The 19,509-nt window shown below is 63.1% G+C and carries 13 protein-coding genes; 4 read left to right on the plus strand and 9 right to left on the minus strand.

Features of this window, described 5'->3' with window-relative positions; genetic code table 11:
• Positions 1-21: 21 nt before the first annotated feature.
• Both JM946_RS08685 and JM946_RS08690 read right to left on the minus strand, forming a co-directional pair.
• Positions 22-537, minus strand: a complete 516-nt coding sequence (locus JM946_RS08685; RefSeq protein ID WP_203166893.1) for a hypothetical protein — start codon at positions 535-537, stop codon at positions 22-24.
• A 204-nt stretch (positions 538-741) separates the two neighbouring features.
• Positions 742-2,355, minus strand: coding sequence for a pectate lyase (locus JM946_RS08690; protein ID WP_203166894.1), 1,614 nt, complete (start codon positions 2,353-2,355; stop codon positions 742-744).
• Positions 2,356-2,495: 140 nt separating this feature from the next.
• Between JM946_RS08690 and JM946_RS08695 the strand changes: the two genes are divergently transcribed.
• Positions 2,496-3,038, plus strand: a complete 543-nt coding sequence (locus JM946_RS08695; RefSeq protein WP_203166895.1) for a hypothetical protein — start codon at positions 2,496-2,498, stop codon at positions 3,036-3,038.
• 33 nt (positions 3,039-3,071) lie between these two features.
• Here the strand turns inward: JM946_RS08695 and JM946_RS08700 are convergent, their stop codons facing one another.
• Genes JM946_RS08700 through JM946_RS08720 form a run of 5 tightly spaced genes read right to left on the minus strand, consistent with a single transcriptional unit; the run spans position 3,072 to position 8,718 of the window.
• The gene (locus tag JM946_RS08700) at positions 3,072-4,175 is read right to left on the minus strand and encodes an ABC transporter permease (RefSeq protein ID WP_203166896.1); all 1,104 of its coding nucleotides are present in this window, start codon (positions 4,173-4,175) and stop codon (positions 3,072-3,074) included.
• Positions 4,175-5,308, minus strand: a complete 1,134-nt coding sequence (locus JM946_RS08705; protein ID WP_203166897.1) for an ABC transporter permease — start codon at positions 5,306-5,308, stop codon at positions 4,175-4,177. Before JM946_RS08705 ends, JM946_RS08700 begins: the two co-directional genes overlap by 1 nt.
• Complete coding sequence (locus JM946_RS08710) at positions 5,305-7,035, minus strand: ATP-binding cassette domain-containing protein (protein ID WP_203166898.1); 1,731 nt, start codon at positions 7,033-7,035, stop codon at positions 5,305-5,307. Before JM946_RS08710 ends, JM946_RS08705 begins: the two co-directional genes overlap by 4 nt.
• 1 nt (position 7,036) lies before the next feature.
• A complete protein-coding gene (hlyD, locus tag JM946_RS08715) occupies positions 7,037-8,038 on the minus strand; it encodes a secretion protein HlyD (RefSeq protein ID WP_203166899.1) in 1,002 nt (333 codons plus the stop codon).
• Entirely contained in the window at positions 8,035-8,718 is a 684-nt protein-coding gene (locus JM946_RS08720) for a CerR family C-terminal domain-containing protein (RefSeq protein ID WP_203166900.1), read from the minus strand. The genes hlyD and JM946_RS08720 overlap by 4 nt, the downstream gene beginning before the upstream one ends.
• A gap of 147 nt (positions 8,719-8,865) precedes the next feature.
• Between JM946_RS08720 and JM946_RS08725 the strand changes: the two genes are divergently transcribed.
• Positions 8,866-12,783 carry an ATP-binding protein gene (locus JM946_RS08725; RefSeq protein WP_203166901.1) on the plus strand — a complete coding sequence of 1,306 codons (3,918 nt, stop codon included), beginning with the start codon at positions 8,866-8,868 and terminating at the stop codon, positions 12,781-12,783.
• A 37-nt stretch (positions 12,784-12,820) separates the two neighbouring features.
• Here JM946_RS08725 and JM946_RS08730 read toward each other — a convergent pair whose 3' ends face one another.
• Together JM946_RS08730 and JM946_RS08735 are read right to left on the minus strand one after the other, a co-directional pair.
• A complete protein-coding gene (locus tag JM946_RS08730; RefSeq protein ID WP_203166902.1) occupies positions 12,821-15,496 on the minus strand; it encodes a hypothetical protein in 2,676 nt (891 codons plus the stop codon).
• 10 nt (positions 15,497-15,506) lie between these two features.
• Positions 15,507-16,115, minus strand: coding sequence for a hypothetical protein (locus JM946_RS08735; RefSeq protein WP_203166903.1), 609 nt, complete (start codon positions 16,113-16,115; stop codon positions 15,507-15,509).
• Positions 16,116-16,445: 330 nt separating this feature from the next.
• Here JM946_RS08735 and JM946_RS08740 point away from each other — a divergent pair, with 330 nt between their 5' ends.
• Positions 16,446-17,342, plus strand: a complete 897-nt coding sequence (locus JM946_RS08740) for a YihY/virulence factor BrkB family protein (RefSeq protein ID WP_218042696.1) — start codon at positions 16,446-16,448, stop codon at positions 17,340-17,342.
• A gap of 154 nt (positions 17,343-17,496) precedes the next feature.
• A complete protein-coding gene (locus JM946_RS08745; protein WP_203166905.1) occupies positions 17,497-19,500 on the plus strand; it encodes a TPM domain-containing protein in 2,004 nt (667 codons plus the stop codon).
• Positions 19,501-19,509 lie beyond the last annotated feature (9 nt).

Raw genomic sequence — 19,509 nt, forward strand, 5'->3', positions numbered from 1 at the left:
TCAATCCCTCCCAGATGTTTTCTAGTTGGCGAGCAGCTGGCGACCGAAGCGATGCGCCGCCAGCGAAATCGGCAAGCCCACGCAGACCATGTGAATGAACATTTGCTCCAGCACCTGCAGTGGCGGTGGAAGCTTGAGGGGGCTGGCGGACAACGGCACGACGACGTACGTCATGACCGTGAAAACGAGCAGGCCGTATGCAGCGCCGGCCACGAGGGGATGGCGAATCAGAATATCGAGGCGTCGGCTGGCGAGCACGAATACCAAGGCGATCACGGCCATGATCGCGTAGTGAAGCAGCAGACCGAGCCAGGCGGTCGATGCGCCGTGAGAGAAGGCGTCCCTGCCGAGCAGACCGCTGGAGATGCTCTGCAGGACGCGTATCGCTGGAACATCGCGCAGTGTCCAGACGGTAATGGCGGCCAGGATATCCGCGGTCCCCGCCACGGCGGTGCCTAGCAGCACCGGGCTGATCAAAGAACCGGCTATGTCAGACGCATCCAGCGACGTTTGTTCCAGAACTCTCCCGTGCGACATCGCCTGTGCTCACATGCGTGTAAATGCAGTGGCGCAGATGGTTCAACATCGCAGCCTGGCGCGCGCGCATGTTCGGCTGAGGAGCAGCGCAGTCGGATAGAAATGATGTGCAGGGCCCAGGGCGCTCGACGGCGCCCATCGCAGCGATCCGCGCGGCGGCGCTACTTTTGTTCGACTTGTTCGAGGGCGCCCGCCCTCAACGGGTCATCGGGCGCTGGGGACCGTATCCAACCATTGAATCAACACATTCATGTGTTTCATGTACTCGGCGGTCGAGATGCCCATCGGCGGGTTGGGATGGGGGAAGGGCGAGGTGTCGTGCTCGTCCCCCACCTGCGTGCTGGCGAAGTCGCCCTTGGCCACTTGCTTCGAGCCGTCGCCCTTGTAGGGATGGCTGGTCATTCTCAGCGGCGCGGGCCAGTACCCCTCGGCATTGAGCGAGCCGAGCGATGACGCCGCAAGCGTGCGGATGTCGCCGCTCGGCACCGGCTCGTACATCGTCGCAAACAGGCGCGGCAGCTCGGTGGCGTCGGGGCCGGGGAACAGGGGAGATTCTTTCGCCAGTTCCTGCGCCGATTTCGCCTTGGCGGCTTCATAGCGCTGGCGAAGACCTGCGATATCGATACGCCGCGTGGGCGAATAGTGTCCCAGTGTGCGGCGAGGATCGTTGTCGACGTAGTACTCGCCGTTCAAGACATTCGAGCCGCGTCGATGCACATACAAGGGCTTGTTGGTGCCCAGCTCGATGAACGTAGGTACCGTGATCGCTTGACCGTCGCCGCCCGCGTTCGACAGGCGCAATGACTGCAGCCAGTCGAGCGCTTCCGGCACGCGAGCCAGGAATTTCGAATCGCCCGTGAGCTCGTAGAACCGGATCATGTGCGCGATGTTGCTCGCGGTGGTATGCGTCGCCAGCGAGTTCGGTTCGTAGCTGCGCGCGCCAGCGGGGCGAACGTCCAACGTGTATTGCAGGCCCCAGCCCGGTTGCGGCGGACCCTGCTGCGCGCTCAAAAAGAAATTCATGCCGCGCGTGATCGGATCGAGCAGCCGCTCATCGCCGAGCGCTTCGTAACAGAAGATCAGGAAATAAACATTCTGTGCCGACACGTCGTCGTTGAAGGTGAGGAACGAGGTGTAGTCCGGACGTCCATGCTTCGAGAACTCCTCGCTCAAGGGATAACGCTGCGGCCAGCCGCCGATCGGATACTGGCTGTCGAGCACGAACTGAATCGCCTTGTCGAGCGCCGGCTTGTAACGCGGATCGTGCTTCTCCACATACAGGCGCAGCAGGAACTTGGCCGCATCGGCGGTGACTTCGTCATCGAAAGTGGCATTGCCGTAGTAATGCTGGAACTCCTCGAGTCGCCAGGCATTGCGGCCGATGGTCGCATACCAGTCGCGCAGCGAGCGATCGCCGCCGAAATCCACCACGTAGTTCCAGCCGCCGCTCGGGTGCTGGCCCCAGATCAGAGCCGCGCCGACTTGCTCGGCCGCACGGTAATAGAACTCATCGCCGGTGGCGTGATAGGCGTCTAGGAACACGTGACCCATGCTCGACGTGCCCGGCGGTTGCAGCCAGATCATGGTCTCGCGCGCTTCCATCTCGCCCCAGCGACGCGACATATCCGGCAGATAGGTCCAGACATAACCGCCCTTGTACGCGACCTTGTCGGTCATGAAGGTGGTGGCGCGCTTCATGGCGTCGAGCACTTTCTCGCGATCCGCTATGGCGGGAGGTGCAGCGTCGGCGGCGGCAGCATGGAACGGGCTCGCCAGGAAGGCGAGCAGCGAAAGCAGGAGGCTGGCGGCGGTCTTCATAGGGTGCGCATTTTGTGTGCGGGACCGGGATCAGTTCAACGATTTTTTCGGTTAGCATGCCGCTCGAACGCGGCGCCCGATCTTTGTCTTCGGGACAATCGAAGCGTTGACTCGGGACAACAAAGCAGGAGTATCCAGTTATGAGACGACATCACCTCTCGATGCTGTGCGTGGTGCTCGCAGGGCTCGCCGGTTGCGACGGCAACCGTCAGAGCGCCGACAGCGCGGCGCCGGCGAAAAGCTCGGGCATTCCCACGACGGTGACCGACATCGCCGCATCTGATTTGCCGCCCGAGCTGGTGAGCCTGGTCAAGAGCGAGGTCCCCGACATGCAGATCGAGGGCGCCGAGCGCAAGGAGCGAGAGGATCGCATTTACTACGACGTGGAAGGTCGGCGCGCCGACGGCTCCGAAGTGGAGCTCGACATCCTGCAGGAGGGCGGCGCCTTCAAGATCGTCGAGATTCAGCGTGACATCGCATGGAGCGAGGCTCCACAGGCCGCACGAGACGCGGCTGCGGGCGCGCAGAACAAGTTCGAGCCGGTGCGCGTGATCGAGAGCAAACAGACTGATGGCAGCGTGATCTACGAGCTGTTCACGGACGGAGCGCCCGAGAAGCCCGCGCTCGAAGTTCGTTTCATGGAGGGCAAAGCGGAAATCCTCGAAGAGGAATGGCCGCACTAAACCGGACTGGGTCGGACCGGGCGGAGGGGAAGCTTACTGCAGGCGACGCCGGACGATGACGACCGCGGCCGACAGGGTGACCGCGGCGATCACGGCTAGCGGCCAGAGGTTCGCGAACACTTCGCTTGCGGGCAGCGCTTTGAGGAAGCTGCCATGCACGATGATCAGATAATGTTTCAGCGGGCTGGCCTGCGCGAGGTACTGCAACGCCAGCGGCATGTTTTCCACCGGCGTGGCGAATCCGGAAATCAGAATGGTCGGCACGGCCACGGCGAACACACCCAGAATCGCCTGCTGCTGGGTCTGGCAGATCGAGGAGATCACCAGGCCCACGCCGACCACCGACAGAATAAACACGATCAACGACAGGAACAGAAGCGGATAGGAGCCGCTGAACGGCACGCGGAACAGCAGAATGCCGGCCGCGGCCATGACGGTCGCCAGCACCACACCGATGATCAATGCCGGCACCATCTTGCCGATCACGATTTCCAGCGGTGTCGCCGGCGAGACCAGCAACTGATCGAACGTTCCGAGCTCGCGCTCGCGTGCGATGGATAGCGCGGTGACCAGTAACGCGATCAGCATGGTGAGAATCGCGCCCAGCGCGGGCACGATGAACCACATGTAAGTCAGGTTCGGATTGAACCAGTTGCGAACCGCCGCGAGCGGCGCCGGGTCGGATCCGGTGCCGCTCGCCTCACCGCCGACTCGAGTGATCACGGAGCTCAGATAGGAGAGGGCGATCTGGCCGGAATTGCCTCTGCGGCCGTCGGCAAGCACTTGCGCGCGCGCCGGCCGACCGGCCGCGATGTTTCTGGAGAAGTCGGCCGGTATATGAAGTGCAACCAGCACCTTGCGCCGATTTACCAGCTCTGCCAGGTGCGCAGTGCTGGTCACCGGAATGATTTCGTCGACGAAGCTGGCGGCTCCGACCTGCGACAGCAATTCGTACGAACCGCGACCGTTGTCTTCGTTGAACACGGCCACGTCGACGTTCTGCACCTCGAGGGTGGCGGCAAAGGAAAAGATCAGCAATTGCATCAGCGGCGGACCGATCAGCATGAAGCGGCTTTTCGGGTCGCGCAGGAAGCTGAGCAACTCCTTGACGATCTGCGCTTTGAGTCGCGTGTTCATCAGTCGAGCGTCTTGCGAGTCTTCTTGGAAGCCACGACGAAAAACACCGTGCCGATCGCGAGCATGGCCAGCATGTTGACCATGAACTGCGGCCACACGTCGCCGGCCAGAAACACCGTCTGCAGCGAGGCGACGAAGTAGCGCGCCGGTACGATCGAGGTGAGCCACTGGATGGGCAGCGGCATGCTGTCGATCTCGAACAGAAATCCCGACAACAGAAACGCGGGCAGGAATCCGGACAACAAGGCGGCTTGCGCGGCGATGAACTGATTCCGGGTCACGGCCGAGATCAACAACCCCTGGCCGAGCGCGGGCACAAGGAATGCGCAGCTAATGGCCAGCAGCGCGAACCAGGAACCCTCCAGCGGCAGACCAAACACGCCAATCGACAGGAGCGCGCAACCGAGGGTGGTGACCAAACCGAGAACGAAGTACGGCAACAGCTTCGCCAGCAGAATCTCGATTGCGAGCGCCGGCGTGGACATGACGGCTTCCATCGTGCCGCGTTCCCATTCGCGAGCGATCACCAGCGCCGTCAGCAGCGTGCCGATCATGGTCATGACGATGGCGATGGCGCCTGGCACCAGGAATCGTCGGCTTTCGAGCTCCGGATTGAACCAGAAGCGCTGCTCCACAGCGACCTGCGGCTGAACGGCGCCAGCGCGCGAGCCGAGCCAGGTTTGGATCACGCCCTGGGCGTAATTGCTGACGAAGTTCGCGGTGTTGGGTTGCGAGCCATCGGTGATGACTTGAATCAGCGATCCGCCGGAGCGCGCGAGGAGTCGTTTGTCGAAATCCTGTGGGATCACGACGAAGCCACGCAGCTCTCCAGCAACCAACCGTGTCGCCACTTCCCGCCGGTCGCGCGCCGGCGTGATCTCGAAGTAGCGCGTGCCGGAGAAGGCAGCAGCCAACTCGCGCGCGCCAGCGGCGTCGCTCTCGACCACCAAGCCGATGCGCACAGCGCGCACATCGAGTGAGACGGCATATGCAAACAAGAACAGCAGAATGACCGGCAGCACGAACGCAATGAGCACCGCGGATGGGTCGCGAATGATCTGCAGCGCTTCCTTGCGCGCGAGTGCAAACACCCGTCGTGGGCTCAACGACGTTCGAGCAGGTGATGTGCTCATGCGATCTTCCGCGATTCGGCGGCGTCCGCGCTCTCGATGAGTCGAATGAAGGCATCTTCCATGGTGGGATCCGGCAGCTCGGCGCTTGCGACGCTGGCTTTGAGCGCATCTGGGGAATCGAGTGCGATCAACCTGGAGCGATACATCAAAGCCACGCGATCGCAATACTCCGCTTCATCCATGAAGTGCGTGGTCACCATGACGGTCACTCCTTTGCGCACCAGTCCGTTGATGTGACTCCAGAACTCGCGCCGTGTGATCGGATCGACACCCGAAGTCGGCTCGTCCAGAAACAACACCGGCGGTCGATGCATCAGCGCGCAGGCGAGCGCCAGGCGCTGCTTGAAGCCGAACGGCAACATGTCGGGCGAGGTGGAGAGATAACGCTTCAGATCGAATGTTTCGATCATCTCCTCGATGCGCTCGCGGCGCTGGGCGCCGGACAGGCCATAAACGCCGGAGAAGAACTCGAGATTCTGTTGCACCGACAGCAAGCCGTATAACGAGAACTTCTGGGCCATGTAGCCGAGGCGCAGTTTGGCTTCGCCCGGCGCGTGACGCAGGTCGAGACCTGCGACCTTCGCTTCTCCCGCGGTCGGCTTGAGCAGGCCACACAGCATCTTGAACGTGGTCGACTTGCCGGCGCCGTTGGGGCCCAGCAGCCCGAAGACTTCGCCCTTGCGAACTTCGAAGCTGACGTTGTCCGTGGCCACGAAATCGCCGAAGCGCTTGGTGAGATTGCGGCACGTCACCGAGACCTCCGTATCGAGGTGGGCCATCGGCATCTTGTCGGCGAGCACCGAGTGCCCACCGGGGCCGCCGCCGAGCAGATCGACGAATGCATCCTCGAAACGCGGCGCCACTGGTTCGATGCGGCCGCTTCGCCGGGTCGCGACCTGTTCGACCTGGTCACGCGACGCATCCTGCGCGAGCACCACTCGAACGCTGGCGCCCTGGATCACGCCATCGCGAACCGAAGGCAATTCGAGCGCTTCCGCAAGCAGTCCGCGCCGATCTCGATCGACGTCCACGATGCGAAAACTGCGGCCCGAAATGCGGCGGGTGAGATCGTGCGGCTCGCCACTGAATTCCAGCTTGCCTTGGTTGAGCAGCAGTACGGCCTGGCAACGCTCGGCTTCATCGAGGTACGCGGTGGACCAGACCACCGCCATCCCTTCGCCGGAGAGCTCATGCACCATCGCCCACAGATCGCGACGACTCACCGGATCGACGCCGACACTCGGCTCGTCGAGCAGCAGAATCTTGGGGCCACTCATCAGCGCGCAGGCCAGCCCGAGCTTTTGTTTCATGCCGCCGGAGAGTTTGCCGGCCAGCCGGGCGGTGAAGGGCGCCAGCCCCGTGAATCGCAGCAGCTCTGCAAACTTGCTCTCCGCGGAGTTGCGCTCAACGCCGCGCAGCTGTGCATAGAGCCGCAGATTTTCCATCACGGACAGGTCTTCGTAGAGACCGAAGCGCTGAGGCATGTAGCCGACGACGGCATGGATGCCACTGGCTTCGGTTGCCACATCGTGACCGGCCACCCGAACCGAGCCGGAGGTCGGCGACATGAGCGCGGCCATGATGCGCATCAACGTCGTCTTGCCGGCGCCATCGGGCCCGACCAGGCCGGTGAGCTGTCCGGCTTGAATGTCCCCATCGAGCCCGTGCAGCGCGCGTGCGCCATCGAACTCTTTGATTACGCCACGAAGTTCGATCGCGGCCGACATGTCAGTTGGCCTCGCGCTCGAGCGGCAGTTGCACCGTGACCGGCATGCCTTGACGCAATGCCTGGTCGGCGTCCTCCACCACGATTCGCAGTCGATAGACGAGGTCGGTGCGCAGGTCGGTGGTTTCGACGGACTTGGGAGTGAACTCGGCGCGCGGTGAAATGAATCCGACCTGGCCGCGATAGCGTTTGTCGCTCGAATCGGTCATCACGAAAGCGGTCGCGCCCGGTGCGATCTTGCCCAGGTTGGGCTCGCTGATGTAAGCGCGCACATACACCGGATGGTCGAGCGACAACGTATAGACAGGAGCACCTTGCTGCAGCATCGCGCCCGGCTCGCGCACGCGAGCCAGGATCGTTCCGTTGCTGGGCGCGAGCAGCTGGGTATCGGCCAGCTGCGTTTGTGCCTGATCTCGCTGCGCGATAGCGGCGCTGAGTTCCGCTTCTGCCGCCGCGATCTCTTCGCGACGAAAGCCCTCTCGAGCCAATGCGAGCGCTTCGCGGGCGCTGACCAATCGCGCAGCCGTTTCATCATGACGGGCACGCGCGGCATCCAGCGACTTTTGGCTGCTCGCGCCGGACTTGAGCAGATCGGTCTGGCGTCGGAAATCGCGTTCAGCATTTGAGAATGCCGCTTCAGCTTCGCGAACGGCGGCGCGCGCCTGTTGGACTTCCTGCGGGCGGTTGCCGCTCTTGAACTTCTCGAGGTTCGCTTCGGCCTGTGTGACGCGAGCTTCGGCCACAGCGAGCGCGTCCCGATACGGTTGCGCATCCAGTGTCGCGAGCGGTTGCGCCGCCTTGACCCGATCGCCTTCGTCGAGTTGCATCGACATGAGTCGACCGGGAACGCGGAAGCTCAGTTCGACTTCGCGGATGTCGACGTTGCCATAGAGGGTGAGGGCGTTCGCGTCACGATCCGCCCGCCACGCGTTGTAGCCGGCATAGCTCGCCACACCCGCCAGGAGGAGCGCGGCAACCACGGCAATTCGGGCTTTCTTATTCATGCTGCGACTCCGGCCTTGAGCATTGCTTCCACATTGCGGCGGATCACCGCCTGGATCGCCGCGACATCCTTGCTGCCGAATGGATGGCCGAGAAACTTCCGCGCGCCGGCGGATGCGGCCCGGAAGATCAGCGCCTGGCCCACGATGGTGAGCGCAGTCAGGCGCACCTGTCGATCGGTGCTGGAGCTGCCCTGGGCGCGCCCGATCAGCTCTGCAAACATCGTCAGCACCTTGCCGATCGATTGCTCGAAGAACTCGTCGAAGGCGTCGCTCGGGTCCTGCTGTTCCCGCAGGATCAGGCGTGCCCAGGAGCGCGATTCCTCCGAAGTGAAGATCGCGACGAAGGCGTCCGTCACACGGTGCACCAGGGGCAGGTGATAGCGCAGGCGCGCCGCCTGGCTGGGAAACGTATCGCGTCCATCGCTGAGCTCGGCGCGGATCGCTTCCATCAGCGGCGCCATGTTTTCGGAGATGCCGCTCGACACCAGCGCCAGGGCGGCCTTGTACAGCCCTTCCTTGCCGCCGAAGTGAAACCCGATCAATGCCTGATTGACGTCAGCCTCCGCAGCAATGGTTCGAGTGCGCGTGGCGTGATAGCCGTCGCGACCGAACACTTCTACGGCGGTCCGAACCAGGGCATCGCGCGTCGAATCTCCACGCGCTCTTGATTTGGCAGTCATGGGGGCTATCGTAGTTAATCATTTGCCTAAGTCAAGTGATCAACCGCGGGACGTCTTCGGGCGGCGGAACAAAGCCTCCCGGCCGATCGTTGCTGAGGCTTCTCGGCGGAACGACAGCCCGAATCACAGAACAGGTCAGAGGCGCGGTTGAACGTCAATAGTGAGCTGGAAGCGGCCAGAGCTTCGCTGTTCCGGGGAGGCGGCGAGCTCGGCGAGCTGATGCAGGGGATGGATTGGCAAGCCACGCCGCTCGGGCCGCCGCAGAGATGGCCCCAGAGCCTGCGCTCCATCATTCGGATGATGCTCACCTCGCGCTTCCAGATGTGGCTGGGGTGGGGCCCGGAGCTCGCCTTCCTTTACAACGACGCGTACCGGCCGACCATGGGCGTGAAGCATCCGTGGGGGCTGGCGCGTCCGGCGTCGATCGTGTGGAAGGAGATCTGGCACGACATCGGTCCGCTGATCGAACAAGTGATGCGCACCGGCCAGGCCAGCTATCACGAAGCCATGCTGCTGCTGCTGGAACGCAGCGGCTTTCCCGAAGAGACCTACCACACGTTCTCGTACAGCCCGCTATTCGACGACAGCGGCGACATCGCGGGCATGCTCTGCGTCGTGGTGGAGGAGAGCGAGCGCGTCATCAACGATCGGCGGCTGGCGACGCTGCGCAACCTGTCGTCGGCGCTCGCCACAGTCAATACCGAGGCGGCGCTGTTTCGCCAGGTCGGGCTGCAGCTCGGCGCCAATCTGCACGATTTGCCTTTCAGCCTCTGCTATGTGTGGAAAGACGGTGGCGCCCGGTTGGTGGCCGCGACCGGGATCGACGCTTCACATCCGGCGGCTGCGCCGGAATTCGCTGTGGATCAGGCGCCGTGGCCTTTGCATGAGCTCGATGCGGCGTCTTCCTCGCTGTTGTTGCACGACCTGGCGACGCGTTTCGAATCGTTGCCGAAGGGAGCCTGGGATCGTTCCCCCCATCAAGCGCTGATCGTGCCCATCCCCCAGCGCGGACACGAGGTCTCGATCGCCGGCTTTTTCATTGCCGGCGTGAATCCCTATCGTCAGTTCGATCAGCATTACCGCGGCTTCATCGAATTGCTCGCGGGCCAGATCGGTTCGGCGCTGGCGAACGTTCGCGCCTATGAAGAGGAGCGCCGACGCGCCGAGGCGCTCGCCGAGCTGGATCGAGCCAAGACCAACTTCTTCTCCAACGTCAGCCACGAGTTCCGCACTCCTCTGACGTTGCTGCTCGGACCGATCGAGGATCTGCTCGCGACCGGCAGGACCGCCGAGCACGAGATCCGCGGCAAGCTCGAGCTCGCGCACCGAAATGGCATACGCCTGCTGCGCCTGGTCAACACGCTCCTGGAGTTCTCGCGTATCGAAGCCGGACGTATCGACGCAAGCTACGAGCCGACCGATCTGGAGACCTTCAGCGCCGAGATCGCCTCGAGCTTCCGTTCGGCCATCGAACAGGCAGGCATGCGCCTGCGGATCGAGGCCGAGCCGCTCGGGCAGCCGGTGTACGTCGATCGTGACATGTGGGAGAAGATCCTGCTCAACCTGTTGTCGAACGCGTTCAAGTTCACGTTCGAAGGCGAGATCGCGGTATCGATCGCTCGCTCGGAAGACGGCAACGCGGCGCGCGTCACCGTTGCGGATACCGGCATCGGCGTCGCCGCCGAGGAATTGCCGAAGATGTTCGATCGTTTCCATCGCGTTGCCGGAGCGCGTGGCCGCAGTTTCGAAGGCAGCGGCATCGGGCTGTCGCTCGTCAACGAGCTGGTGCGGCTACATGGTGGCACCATCACCGCGCAGAGCACGCCTGGCAAAGGCACTGCATTCACCATTCAGATTCCTTTCGGTCGAGCGCATCTGCCCAGCGCACAGGTGCAATCGGCCAGTTCGGTGTCCGCCCCGATCAAAGCGCAACCTTACGTGGAGGAAGCGCTGCGCTGGCTGCCGCCTTCGTCGGTGGAAATGCCTGCGGAGATTCCGTTGCTCAGCAACGATACCGATGAGAGTCGTGCGGCTCTGTCGGGCGCCGGCAAGCGAGTGCTGCTTGCGGACGACAATCCCGATATGCGGGAGTATGTGCGGCGCCTGCTGCAAGCCAACGGCTATGTGGTGGAAGCCGTCGAGAACGGTCAGAAGGCGCTGGATGCAGCGCACGTCGCCAAGCCCGATCTGGTGCTGACGGATGTGATGATGCCGCAGCTCGACGGCTTCGGGCTGTTGCGAGCGATCCGGCAGGATCCGATGCTGGCCGGGGTGCCGGTCGTGCTGCTCTCGGCGCGAGCGGGCGAAGAGGCAAAGATCGAAGGACTGGATGCGGGCGCGGACGATTATATGGTGAAGCCTTTCGCCGCCCGCGAACTGCTTGCTCGCGTCAACAGCAACATCCAGATGGCCATGGTGCGTCGTGAGGCGGCTCGCGCGGTGATGCAAAGCGAACAGCGTTTTCTGATGACTCGGGAACGCCTGGAGCTTGCGCTCTCCACTGGCCGCGTCGCGCTGTACGACTGGGATGTGGATACGGACCGGCTGAGCGTGCAGGGCCCGATGGCCGAGATCTTTGGCGTGGCGGTGGAGGACGCGCTGCAAGGCTTGCCTTTGCAGAGCTTTTTGAACGGCATCCATCCGGATGATCGCGAGCGCGCGGCGCAACTCGTCGAACACACCGTGCGCACGGGCGCGCCGTTCGAAGCCGAATACCGCACGCTCGGTCTGGGCCGGGAACGAGTCGTGCTCTCGCGCGGCCGCATGGAGATCAAGCCCTCGGGACAAAGATTCTTCTCCGGCGTGCTGATCGACGTGACCGAACAGAAGCAGGTGGAAGTGGAGATGCAGCGACTCAACGCTTCTCTCGAGGAGCGGGTCGCGAGCGAAGTCGAACAGCGCCTCAAGACAGAAGAAGCCTTGCGTCAGGCACAGAAGATGGAAGCCATCGGCCAACTCACCGGCGGCGTCGCGCATGATTTCAACAATCTGCTGACCGCGATCATCGGCGGTCTCGACACCATCAAGCGTGCGCGTCCCGAGGATACCGCGCGCATTCAACGGGCAGCGAACATGGCCCTGCAAGGCGCGCAACGCGCGGCCAATCTCACCTCGCGTCTGTTGGCGTTCTCGCGTCGTCAGCCACTCCAGCCTCTGCCCATCGATGTGAATGTGCTGGTCCGGGACATGACCGATCTGTTGCATCGAACGATCGGCGAAAACATCGAGCTCGAAGGCGTGCTGGCGCCGCGCTTGTGGCGCATCGAGACCGATCAGAACCAGTTGGAAGCGGCGATCCTGAACCTCGCCGTGAACGCACGGGACGCCATGCCGCTGGGAGGCAAGCTGACCATCGAGACGGCCAATGCGGCGCTGGACGAATCTTATTCGGCAACCGACGTCGAAGTCATTCCCGGCCAGTACGTGATGCTGTCCGTCAGCGACACCGGCTTCGGCATGTCCAAGGAAACATTGGCGCGAGTCTTCGAGCCTTTCTTTACGACCAAGGCGCCGGGGCGCGGCACCGGGTTGGGGCTGAGCATGGTGTATGGCTTCGTCAAGCAGTCCGGCGGCCACGTCACGATCTACAGCGAGCCGGGGCAGGGCACCAGCGTCAAGCTCTACTTTCCCAGATTCATCGGCGCGGAGAACGAGCCCGAGCCGCCGGTCAGGAAGATCGCACCTGGCGCATCGCGCGGCGAGACCATCCTGGTGGTCGAAGACAACGATGAAGTGCGTGGCTACAGCACGATGATCCTGACGGAGTTGGGCTATCGGGTGCTGGAAGCGGCGCAGGCAGAAACCGCGTTACAGCTCCTGGAAGGGGCCGAACGACTGGATCTGCTGTTCACCGATGTGATCCTGCCGGGGATGAACGGCCGCGCGCTCGCCGAACGCGCCGCTCGAATTCATCCCGGTCTCAAAGTGCTGTATACGACCGGCTACTCGAGGAACGCGATCGTTCATCACGGTCGTCTCGATCCGGGCGTGCAGCTGATCAGCAAGCCATTCACGTTCGAGCAGTTGGCCACTCGCGTGCGCGACGTTCTGGATCGGGGAAGGTAGTGGCGGGCCGAAGCCCGCCACTGTAGTGGTCTCGAACTCAGGGCACGAAGTTCAGCGTGCTGTTGGCGAGATCGAAAGGATCGGCCGCCCCGGTGAACAGTTCGTGAGTGGTGCCCTCCGCGGCTAGCGGAGCACCGGCCGACAGATCGGTCTCACCGCCATTCGTTGCTCCGTCGCCCTCCGTCACAGCTACGACACCGTCGAGTGCGGCCACGTCGCCATAGTCGATGGCGACGCCCCCGTCGGACGACAGCGTGATCGAGAACGAATTGCTATCGCCCGTGAGATACTGCGGAACATCCACATAGTGGACGGTCAATGACGTGGCGTCCGCCTCGACGTAGACCTCACCCTCCTGCGGCGACAGATCGTCCCACAGCGCGGCGATGCGCGGTGGGCCGCTCAGCAACTCGGCGACCGATTCGCTGAAATCGGTGTTGCCGAGGCCGAAGCTCAGATTGCCGTTGGCGTTCACGAACACCGTCGACCAGTTCTGTCCCTGGTACGGGAAGTCGAACGGAATGCCGACCTCCTGACTTCCATCGTCGCTGAGCGTGAGCGTGATGCGGTCTGCCGTTGTCACATTCAGCACATATCGGCCGGAGCCTTCGCCGTCGCCCGTGAAGTCAGTGTCCGGATAGGTGCTGACGCCGAGGTAGTACTTGCCCGTGCTCGGTACGAACGTCGCAATTCTCGACAGTGCTCCAGCGCCGCCGTCGTCATCCTGCGCAATGATGTTGCCGTAAACGTCGAGGAGCACCATGACGGTATCGAGCGAGCTCGACACGATCTCCGCGACTACCGCGTCACCGGCCGAGGCCTGGATGCGATAGAAGTCCACGTCGGCGCCGGCCGGATCGATCTCGGTATACAGCTTCGGGTTCGCCGAGCTGAAGGGCAGGGAGATGACCGTCGCCGTGTGCTGCGTATTGTTGGACCCAGCCCAGCGATCGCTGTAGCTGGCCTTGCTGTTGTATCTCACTAACGCGCCCGCCAGATCGTTTGGATTGCTCGCGGTGAACGCCTCGTAGATCCCGGGCGACCTGGCCAGTTCGAGAATGGTGGACAGCTGCGTGCTCAGGTCGGTCGGCGCCTCGTTGCCGGCGGTGACCTTGTTTCCGCAAGACACACCGGCGACGCCGTCCACGGCGGTCATGCCTTCGTAGGTCACGTGAATGTTTGCGCCTTTGCTGGCGCGTCCGTCGCGTGAAAGCTTGATCGAGAAGCTGTTGGCGCCCGCGTTCGGGTACTCAGGCACATCCCGGAAGAACACCGTGAAGTCATCGCTCGTTTCTGCAAATGTGACGACACCCTGCGCCGCGCCGGTGGCGAGATTGAACGGACTCAGGTCGTCCCACCAGGCGGCAATGCGTGGCGGACCGTTCAATAGCTCACTTGCCGACTCGGTGTAATCGGTGCTCGCCGCGCCGAATGTGAGATTGCCGTTGGCGTTGACGAACACCGAGTTGAAAGTCTGCTCACACAGGGTGAACGGGAAGGGCAGCGGCAATTCGAACGAGCCGTCCTCGCCGACCGGGAGCGGATCACCCGGTCGTGGCGAATTGAAGATGACATTCACATCCGCGGCGCCCGGTGAGATCAACGCGAACTGTGCCGGCGGATCCGCGGTTGTTTGATTGTTGGACTCGGCGCTGCCGCTCGCGTACTCCTCCGGTCCAGGCAGAGAGGCGGGCGGTGTGGAGAAGCCGCCGGCCAGCAAGTAATCGACATAGACGCGATAACTTGCGCCGGGCGTCAGGCCGAACAGCGTGTAGGTTCCGGCGAGCGGATTGCTCTGCGCGAAGTCTTCGGTGTAGTCGCTGGAGATGGCCGATACCGCGTCTTGGAACGGATCGGCTTCGTTGCGCGCGATCACGTTCACGCCCGTCAGCTTCGTCACTCCGTTCGCCGCGAGTATGGCGCCGGAGATCGTGCCCGTGGTGGTCGGAAAATCCGGGGTTGGATACAACGCGGAGACCGTGGCGATGTCGTCCCGATGCAGCGTCTGCGTGCCGATACCCGGCCCATAGTAAAACGGGTACATCGTCTCGACCACTTCTTCAGCCAGCGGATCCGCCGGCGCCGGATACGGCGAGAACGGGGTCGGGCCGGTATCGTCGCCGCCCACCGAGCCGAGATAGATCTGACCGTTGACCACGGTGTGCGCCAGGTTCGTGTAGTGCCCGAACTCGTGCACCATCACGTCCATGGCCGCAGTCAGATCGTCGAACGACGGGCCGTTCAGGAACGACAGACCTTCGGTGATGGTGCAAGTGGCGCCGTCGCCCCATTCGGGACCGGCGAAGCCGAGCACGCCGGAGCCCGGTCCGTACAGCAGATCGAAGATTCCGCCGGTGTCGTCGAACACGATGGCGGACACACCGTCGGGCGCCGGCGCATCGTAATAGGGCACGAAATTGGTGATATCGACGTCCACGGGCAGCGAGCCGGCATTGGTGTAGCTGACGGTTGAAGTGCCAACCGCGGCCCAGACGTCGAAGGCGGCCTGCACGGCGGCGACGGCCTGCGCGTTGGTGAGCGGGCCCAGGTCGCCGAGGTCCGGATTGAATGGAATGTTTGCACCGCCGTTGGCCCACAGATAGGGCTCTCCGTTGGCGCAAAGGGCAATCGGGCCGCCCGCATGCGCGAGCGGAGCAGACAGCAGCAGGGCGGCAACCCCCGCCAGCGCGAGGGAACGTTTGCTCTTGTTCATGGCAGTCCCCTTACTGGTTGAGTTCGGCGAGGATGGCGGTGGCGAGCTGGGTATAGCTCACCGGTCCTTCAGACGCCTGCGCGGCGCGCCGCGCCGGCCCTGTGCCTTCGAACAGGCCGCGATTGTTGAGCTCGTTCACTGCAAGCTCCGTTTTGTTGGCGCCCGCAAAGATACGAAAGCTGCCCTGGCCCATTCCCACGGGCGAGCGCAGCCCGCTCGCGCCAGGCGCGGTCGTGAACAGCACGTAACTTTCGCCCACGCGAAGTTTCGGCACTTCGGGCAACGAAGAGCTGAGGCGCGTCTGACTGCCGCTGCGGGCGGTTGCCTTGAACGTGCCGAGCATGGTGATCTGCACCTCGGGGGAGCCGTTCTGCTTGGACTCGAACTGGCCTTTGAAGGCCTCGTCGACTCGCAGGCGGTAGGTCACCGTGGGCAGCGTGCCGCCGCCGATCGCTATCTTGCCCGGCTCGACCGACAGGACCTCGCCCCGAAAGATGGCGTCGGCCCGGTCGGTGAGCTGGCCTAGATTCATTTTCAATATCATCGCGGCGCCGGCAGGCGCGGTAAGGACCGCAAGCGTGGCGGCCGCCATCCAGGACAGCGCTTTGAATCGCATCATGAACCCTCCGTGGCGTGATGGGACGATTTGTGGTTTGTTAGCTCCCCGGGAAGGCCCTTGTTTAAGCCCATTCGACAATATTTGCCAAGAATATTTTCAAAGCTGTTTTCGTTGCCAACGCAACTCGCCGCCAGCTGCAGGATGGGGGCTGCTGCCGAAAGTGCCGGGCGCGAGGAACCTTGTGCTCGCTGAGCGGTTGCGGTTCTAGCGCTTGCATACAGAAAGCACATGGCACGTCACGCATCTCCAGGCGGCGCCGGCGTCGAGCATCGTGGACGATCCGCCGAGCGGCCCCAAGACATCCCTGCACGGGGTTGGTGGGACATCGTTTTGCGTGTCAAGAAAGAGATGACCGCGGACAACGTGGATATCATTGCCGGCGGGCTGGCATTGTATGCACTGCTCGCGGTGTTTCCGGCGCTCGCGGCCGCCGTCTCGATCTACGGGTTGTTCGCATCGCCGGCCGATATCGCCAATCAGATGCAGCAGGTCTCGGCCGTCCTGCCCCAGGATGCGGCGGGCATCCTGCAGCAGCAACTGACGCAGCTGTCGCAACATCCGCAAGATCGATTGAGCATCGGCATCATCGTCGGTATCGCACTGGCGCTCTGGAGCGCGCGCAAAGGAATGGTGGCCTTGATCACGGCCACCAATGTCGCCTACGACGAAGAAGAGAAGCGCGGGTTCTTCAAACAACTGCTGGTCTCGCTGGCCTTCACGATCGGCGCCGTCATCGGTTTTCTCGCAGTGCTGTTGCTCGGGGTGGCGGTGCCCCTGGTACTGTCGATGCTGCCGCTCGGCCCGGCGGCTGAGATCGTGTTGCTGCTGGCGCGCTGGGCATTGTTATTCGGTGTGGCGGTGCTTGGGCTGGCGATCGTTTACCGGTTCGCGCCCGATCGCCACGAGGCTCGCTGGCGTTGGGTCACACCCGGCTCGCTGATCGCGTCGACGTTGTGGCTCATCGGCAGTGCACTGTTTGCCCTATATGTGAGGAACTCGGACAGTTACGGCGAGACCTACGGTGCCATCGGCGGCGTCATCGTGCTGCTGATGTGGTTTTATCTGAGCGGCTTCATCGTCATCCTGGGCGCCGAGATCAACTCCGAACTGGAGCGGCAAACCAGGCGAGATACCACGACCGGCGCACCCAAGCCACAGGGCGCACGCGGCGCGTACTCGGCGGACACCGTCGGCCCGAGTGCAAAAGAAATGAAGAACGAATCCTGAGCGCGAAAGACCCCACGCGAGTGTGCGGACGGCAGAGTCAAACGGATTGAACTAGAAGATCGAAGTCTCAGCGCACCAAAAAAGGCCGCCCCCTGGCGGACCGGAGCGGCTGTCCATTAGAGTGCGCGCTTCTTGAATTCGCAGTGGAAGCGCGATGCCCGGTAGAACTGTCTTTCTGCTTGCTCTGCTCGTGATCGTCGCTGCCGGAGCCTGGCATTTCCAACGAACCACCGTCACGGAGGCGGCGCCCAGCTCGGTTGCGCCCGCGAGCCAGCCGCAACCGGCCCGCGCGCCCGCGTCGGAAGCTCAATCGGAGCAGTCGAGCATCCAGGACGAGGCTGCACTCTTGGCGCCGTTCGTCCCAAGGCTGAGCAGAATGGCGGATGCCTTTCTCGCCGATCTCGGCATCGATGTCCGAGTGATCACGACCGATCAGGCTGCGACCTCGATCGAGGTGCAGGCCAACGAGATTTTCGAACAACAGCAGATCGGCCGGGACGCGGCGGTCGGCGGCCTGCTGATCATCTTGAATCCACGACTGTCGAGTGCGCGCATCGAGGTGGGATACACGCTCGAGGGCGCCTTGACCGACATGCACATGGGGCGCATTGCACGCGATCAACTGGCGCCGTATGTCTCCTACGGCGCCGCCGGAATGGCCGTCATGGACGTGCTCCACTATCTGCGCGACCACGTCTATTTGTCAGCGGCGCTCGGGCGCATCTCTCTGCCCGAAGACATGCGCACCGCCAAAGCGTATCTCGAATATGAGCGATATGTATCCGGCGGCGCGGGCGCCCGAACGGCGCTATCGAACGTGCCGATGGACGCCGATCTGAAGATCACCATTCCGCCTGAGCTGCGAGCGCGTTATGCACCATCGGGCGATGTGAAGGAATCCGTCGAGGCTTTCTTACGCGCCACCGCCGACTTCGCCGGCGACCCGACCCTGGAGCTGTTCACGGCAGGCTCGCGCCTCATGCGCGAACACTATCCATTGGCGCCTTTCGAGGAGCTGCGCAGATTCGAGCGCATCGAGGCATCGAAACCATTGCGGTACATCGTGGAAGGCGACTACGCGGTGGCGACCAGCGAGCGCCCGGCGCACGGCTTCGTGCCGGTCCTGCTCCATCGCGAGCAAGGGCTGTGGCGCATCGATCAGGTGGAGACCTGGAAGAACCTGTTCTTCGATGAAGACGGCAACTATTTTCTTCGCAACTCCAATACCCCGTACGCCTTCGGTCTGAAGCAGTTCGGTTCAGGCCGCTCCTTCGACATGGCGGCAGTGCCGCTGCGGGACGTGCCGCTGCAGCGATGGCTGGATGCGCTCGATCGCGACGACGACGTGATGGCTGCATTCTGGCGAGCGGAGCTGTGGCTGCGAAACGCTTTCGTGTTTCCTCAGGCGCTGACGGAGTACGAGAAGGCGCGTCGACTGGCGCCACGCGATCCGTTGGTGCTTGAAACAATCGCCGAGCGCGCCAGTTATCTTGGCTTCCCGGAACTGGCGATTCCGGCGCTGGAATCGATCGGACGAGGCTTGGAATTCTCGCTGGCCGAGGCTTACAACGAAGCCGGCGATCGCGCGGGCGCGGTCCGCTGGATCGACAAGGCGCTCGAAGAGAATCCTTACGACCTGCGCGCCCTGGAATGGCGCAAATATCTCGCCGACAAAATGGGCAACGGCGAGCTGGCGCGTCGAACTCAGGAGCTCATCGCATCGCTCACGCGAAGCCAGGAACGCCCCGACTGGCCGGTGATGCTCTGGTTCCATCCGAACACGCCGCGATACGAGCCGGATACGACACTGCAGGTCGATGGCGTGAAAGTCTTCGACCACAGCAAGTTCGGCGTCACGCTGCAGAACACCAGCCAGCGCGAAGTCGAGATCGAGAGCGTGATGCTGACGAGCGTCGGCAACGCCGCTCCGAGCGGATTGGGAGATATCAAGAACTACTGGCGCTACCCCAAGGGCGGCCATCGCCTCGGCCCCCGCGAGCACGTGCACTTCGAAAAGCAATGGGGCTTCACCGTCGACACGGGACATCGGCACGTGCGCTACGTATTTCGGACGTGCTGGCGCGGCGTGGGCTCGGAAATGCGTCAATGTCGCACGCAGTGGGTGGATACGTTACCTTACATACCGAACCCGAAATGACCGGTTGGG

The organism is Steroidobacter gossypii (assembly GCF_016801985.1).
GTDB classification, from domain to species: Bacteria; Pseudomonadota; Gammaproteobacteria; order Steroidobacterales; family Steroidobacteraceae; genus Steroidobacter; species Steroidobacter gossypii.

Bases quoted from the DNA above. Each gene is read 5' to 3' on its own strand.
- JM946_RS08685 (WP_203166893.1), bottom strand. From the start codon at position 537: ATGTCGCACGGGAGAGTTCTGGAACAAACGTCGCTGGATGCGTCTGAC.
- JM946_RS08690 (WP_203166894.1), bottom strand. From the start codon at position 2,355: ATGAAGACCGCCGCCAGCCTCCTGCTTTCGCTGCTCGCCTTCCTGGCG.
- JM946_RS08695 (WP_203166895.1), top strand. From the start codon at position 2,496: ATGAGACGACATCACCTCTCGATGCTGTGCGTGGTGCTCGCAGGGCTC.
- JM946_RS08700 (WP_203166896.1), bottom strand. From the start codon at position 4,175: ATGAACACGCGACTCAAAGCGCAGATCGTCAAGGAGTTGCTCAGCTTC.
- JM946_RS08705 (WP_203166897.1), bottom strand. From the start codon at position 5,308: ATGAGCACATCACCTGCTCGAACGTCGTTGAGCCCACGACGGGTGTTT.
- JM946_RS08710 (WP_203166898.1), bottom strand. From the start codon at position 7,035: ATGTCGGCCGCGATCGAACTTCGTGGCGTAATCAAAGAGTTCGATGGC.
- hlyD (WP_203166899.1), bottom strand. From the start codon at position 8,038: ATGAATAAGAAAGCCCGAATTGCCGTGGTTGCCGCGCTCCTCCTGGCG.
- JM946_RS08720 (WP_203166900.1), bottom strand. From the start codon at position 8,718: ATGACTGCCAAATCAAGAGCGCGTGGAGATTCGACGCGCGATGCCCTG.
- JM946_RS08730 (WP_203166902.1), bottom strand. From the start codon at position 15,496: ATGAACAAGAGCAAACGTTCCCTCGCGCTGGCGGGGGTTGCCGCCCTG.
- JM946_RS08735 (WP_203166903.1), bottom strand. From the start codon at position 16,115: ATGATGCGATTCAAAGCGCTGTCCTGGATGGCGGCCGCCACGCTTGCG.
- JM946_RS08745 (WP_203166905.1), top strand. From the start codon at position 17,497: ATGCCCGGTAGAACTGTCTTTCTGCTTGCTCTGCTCGTGATCGTCGCT.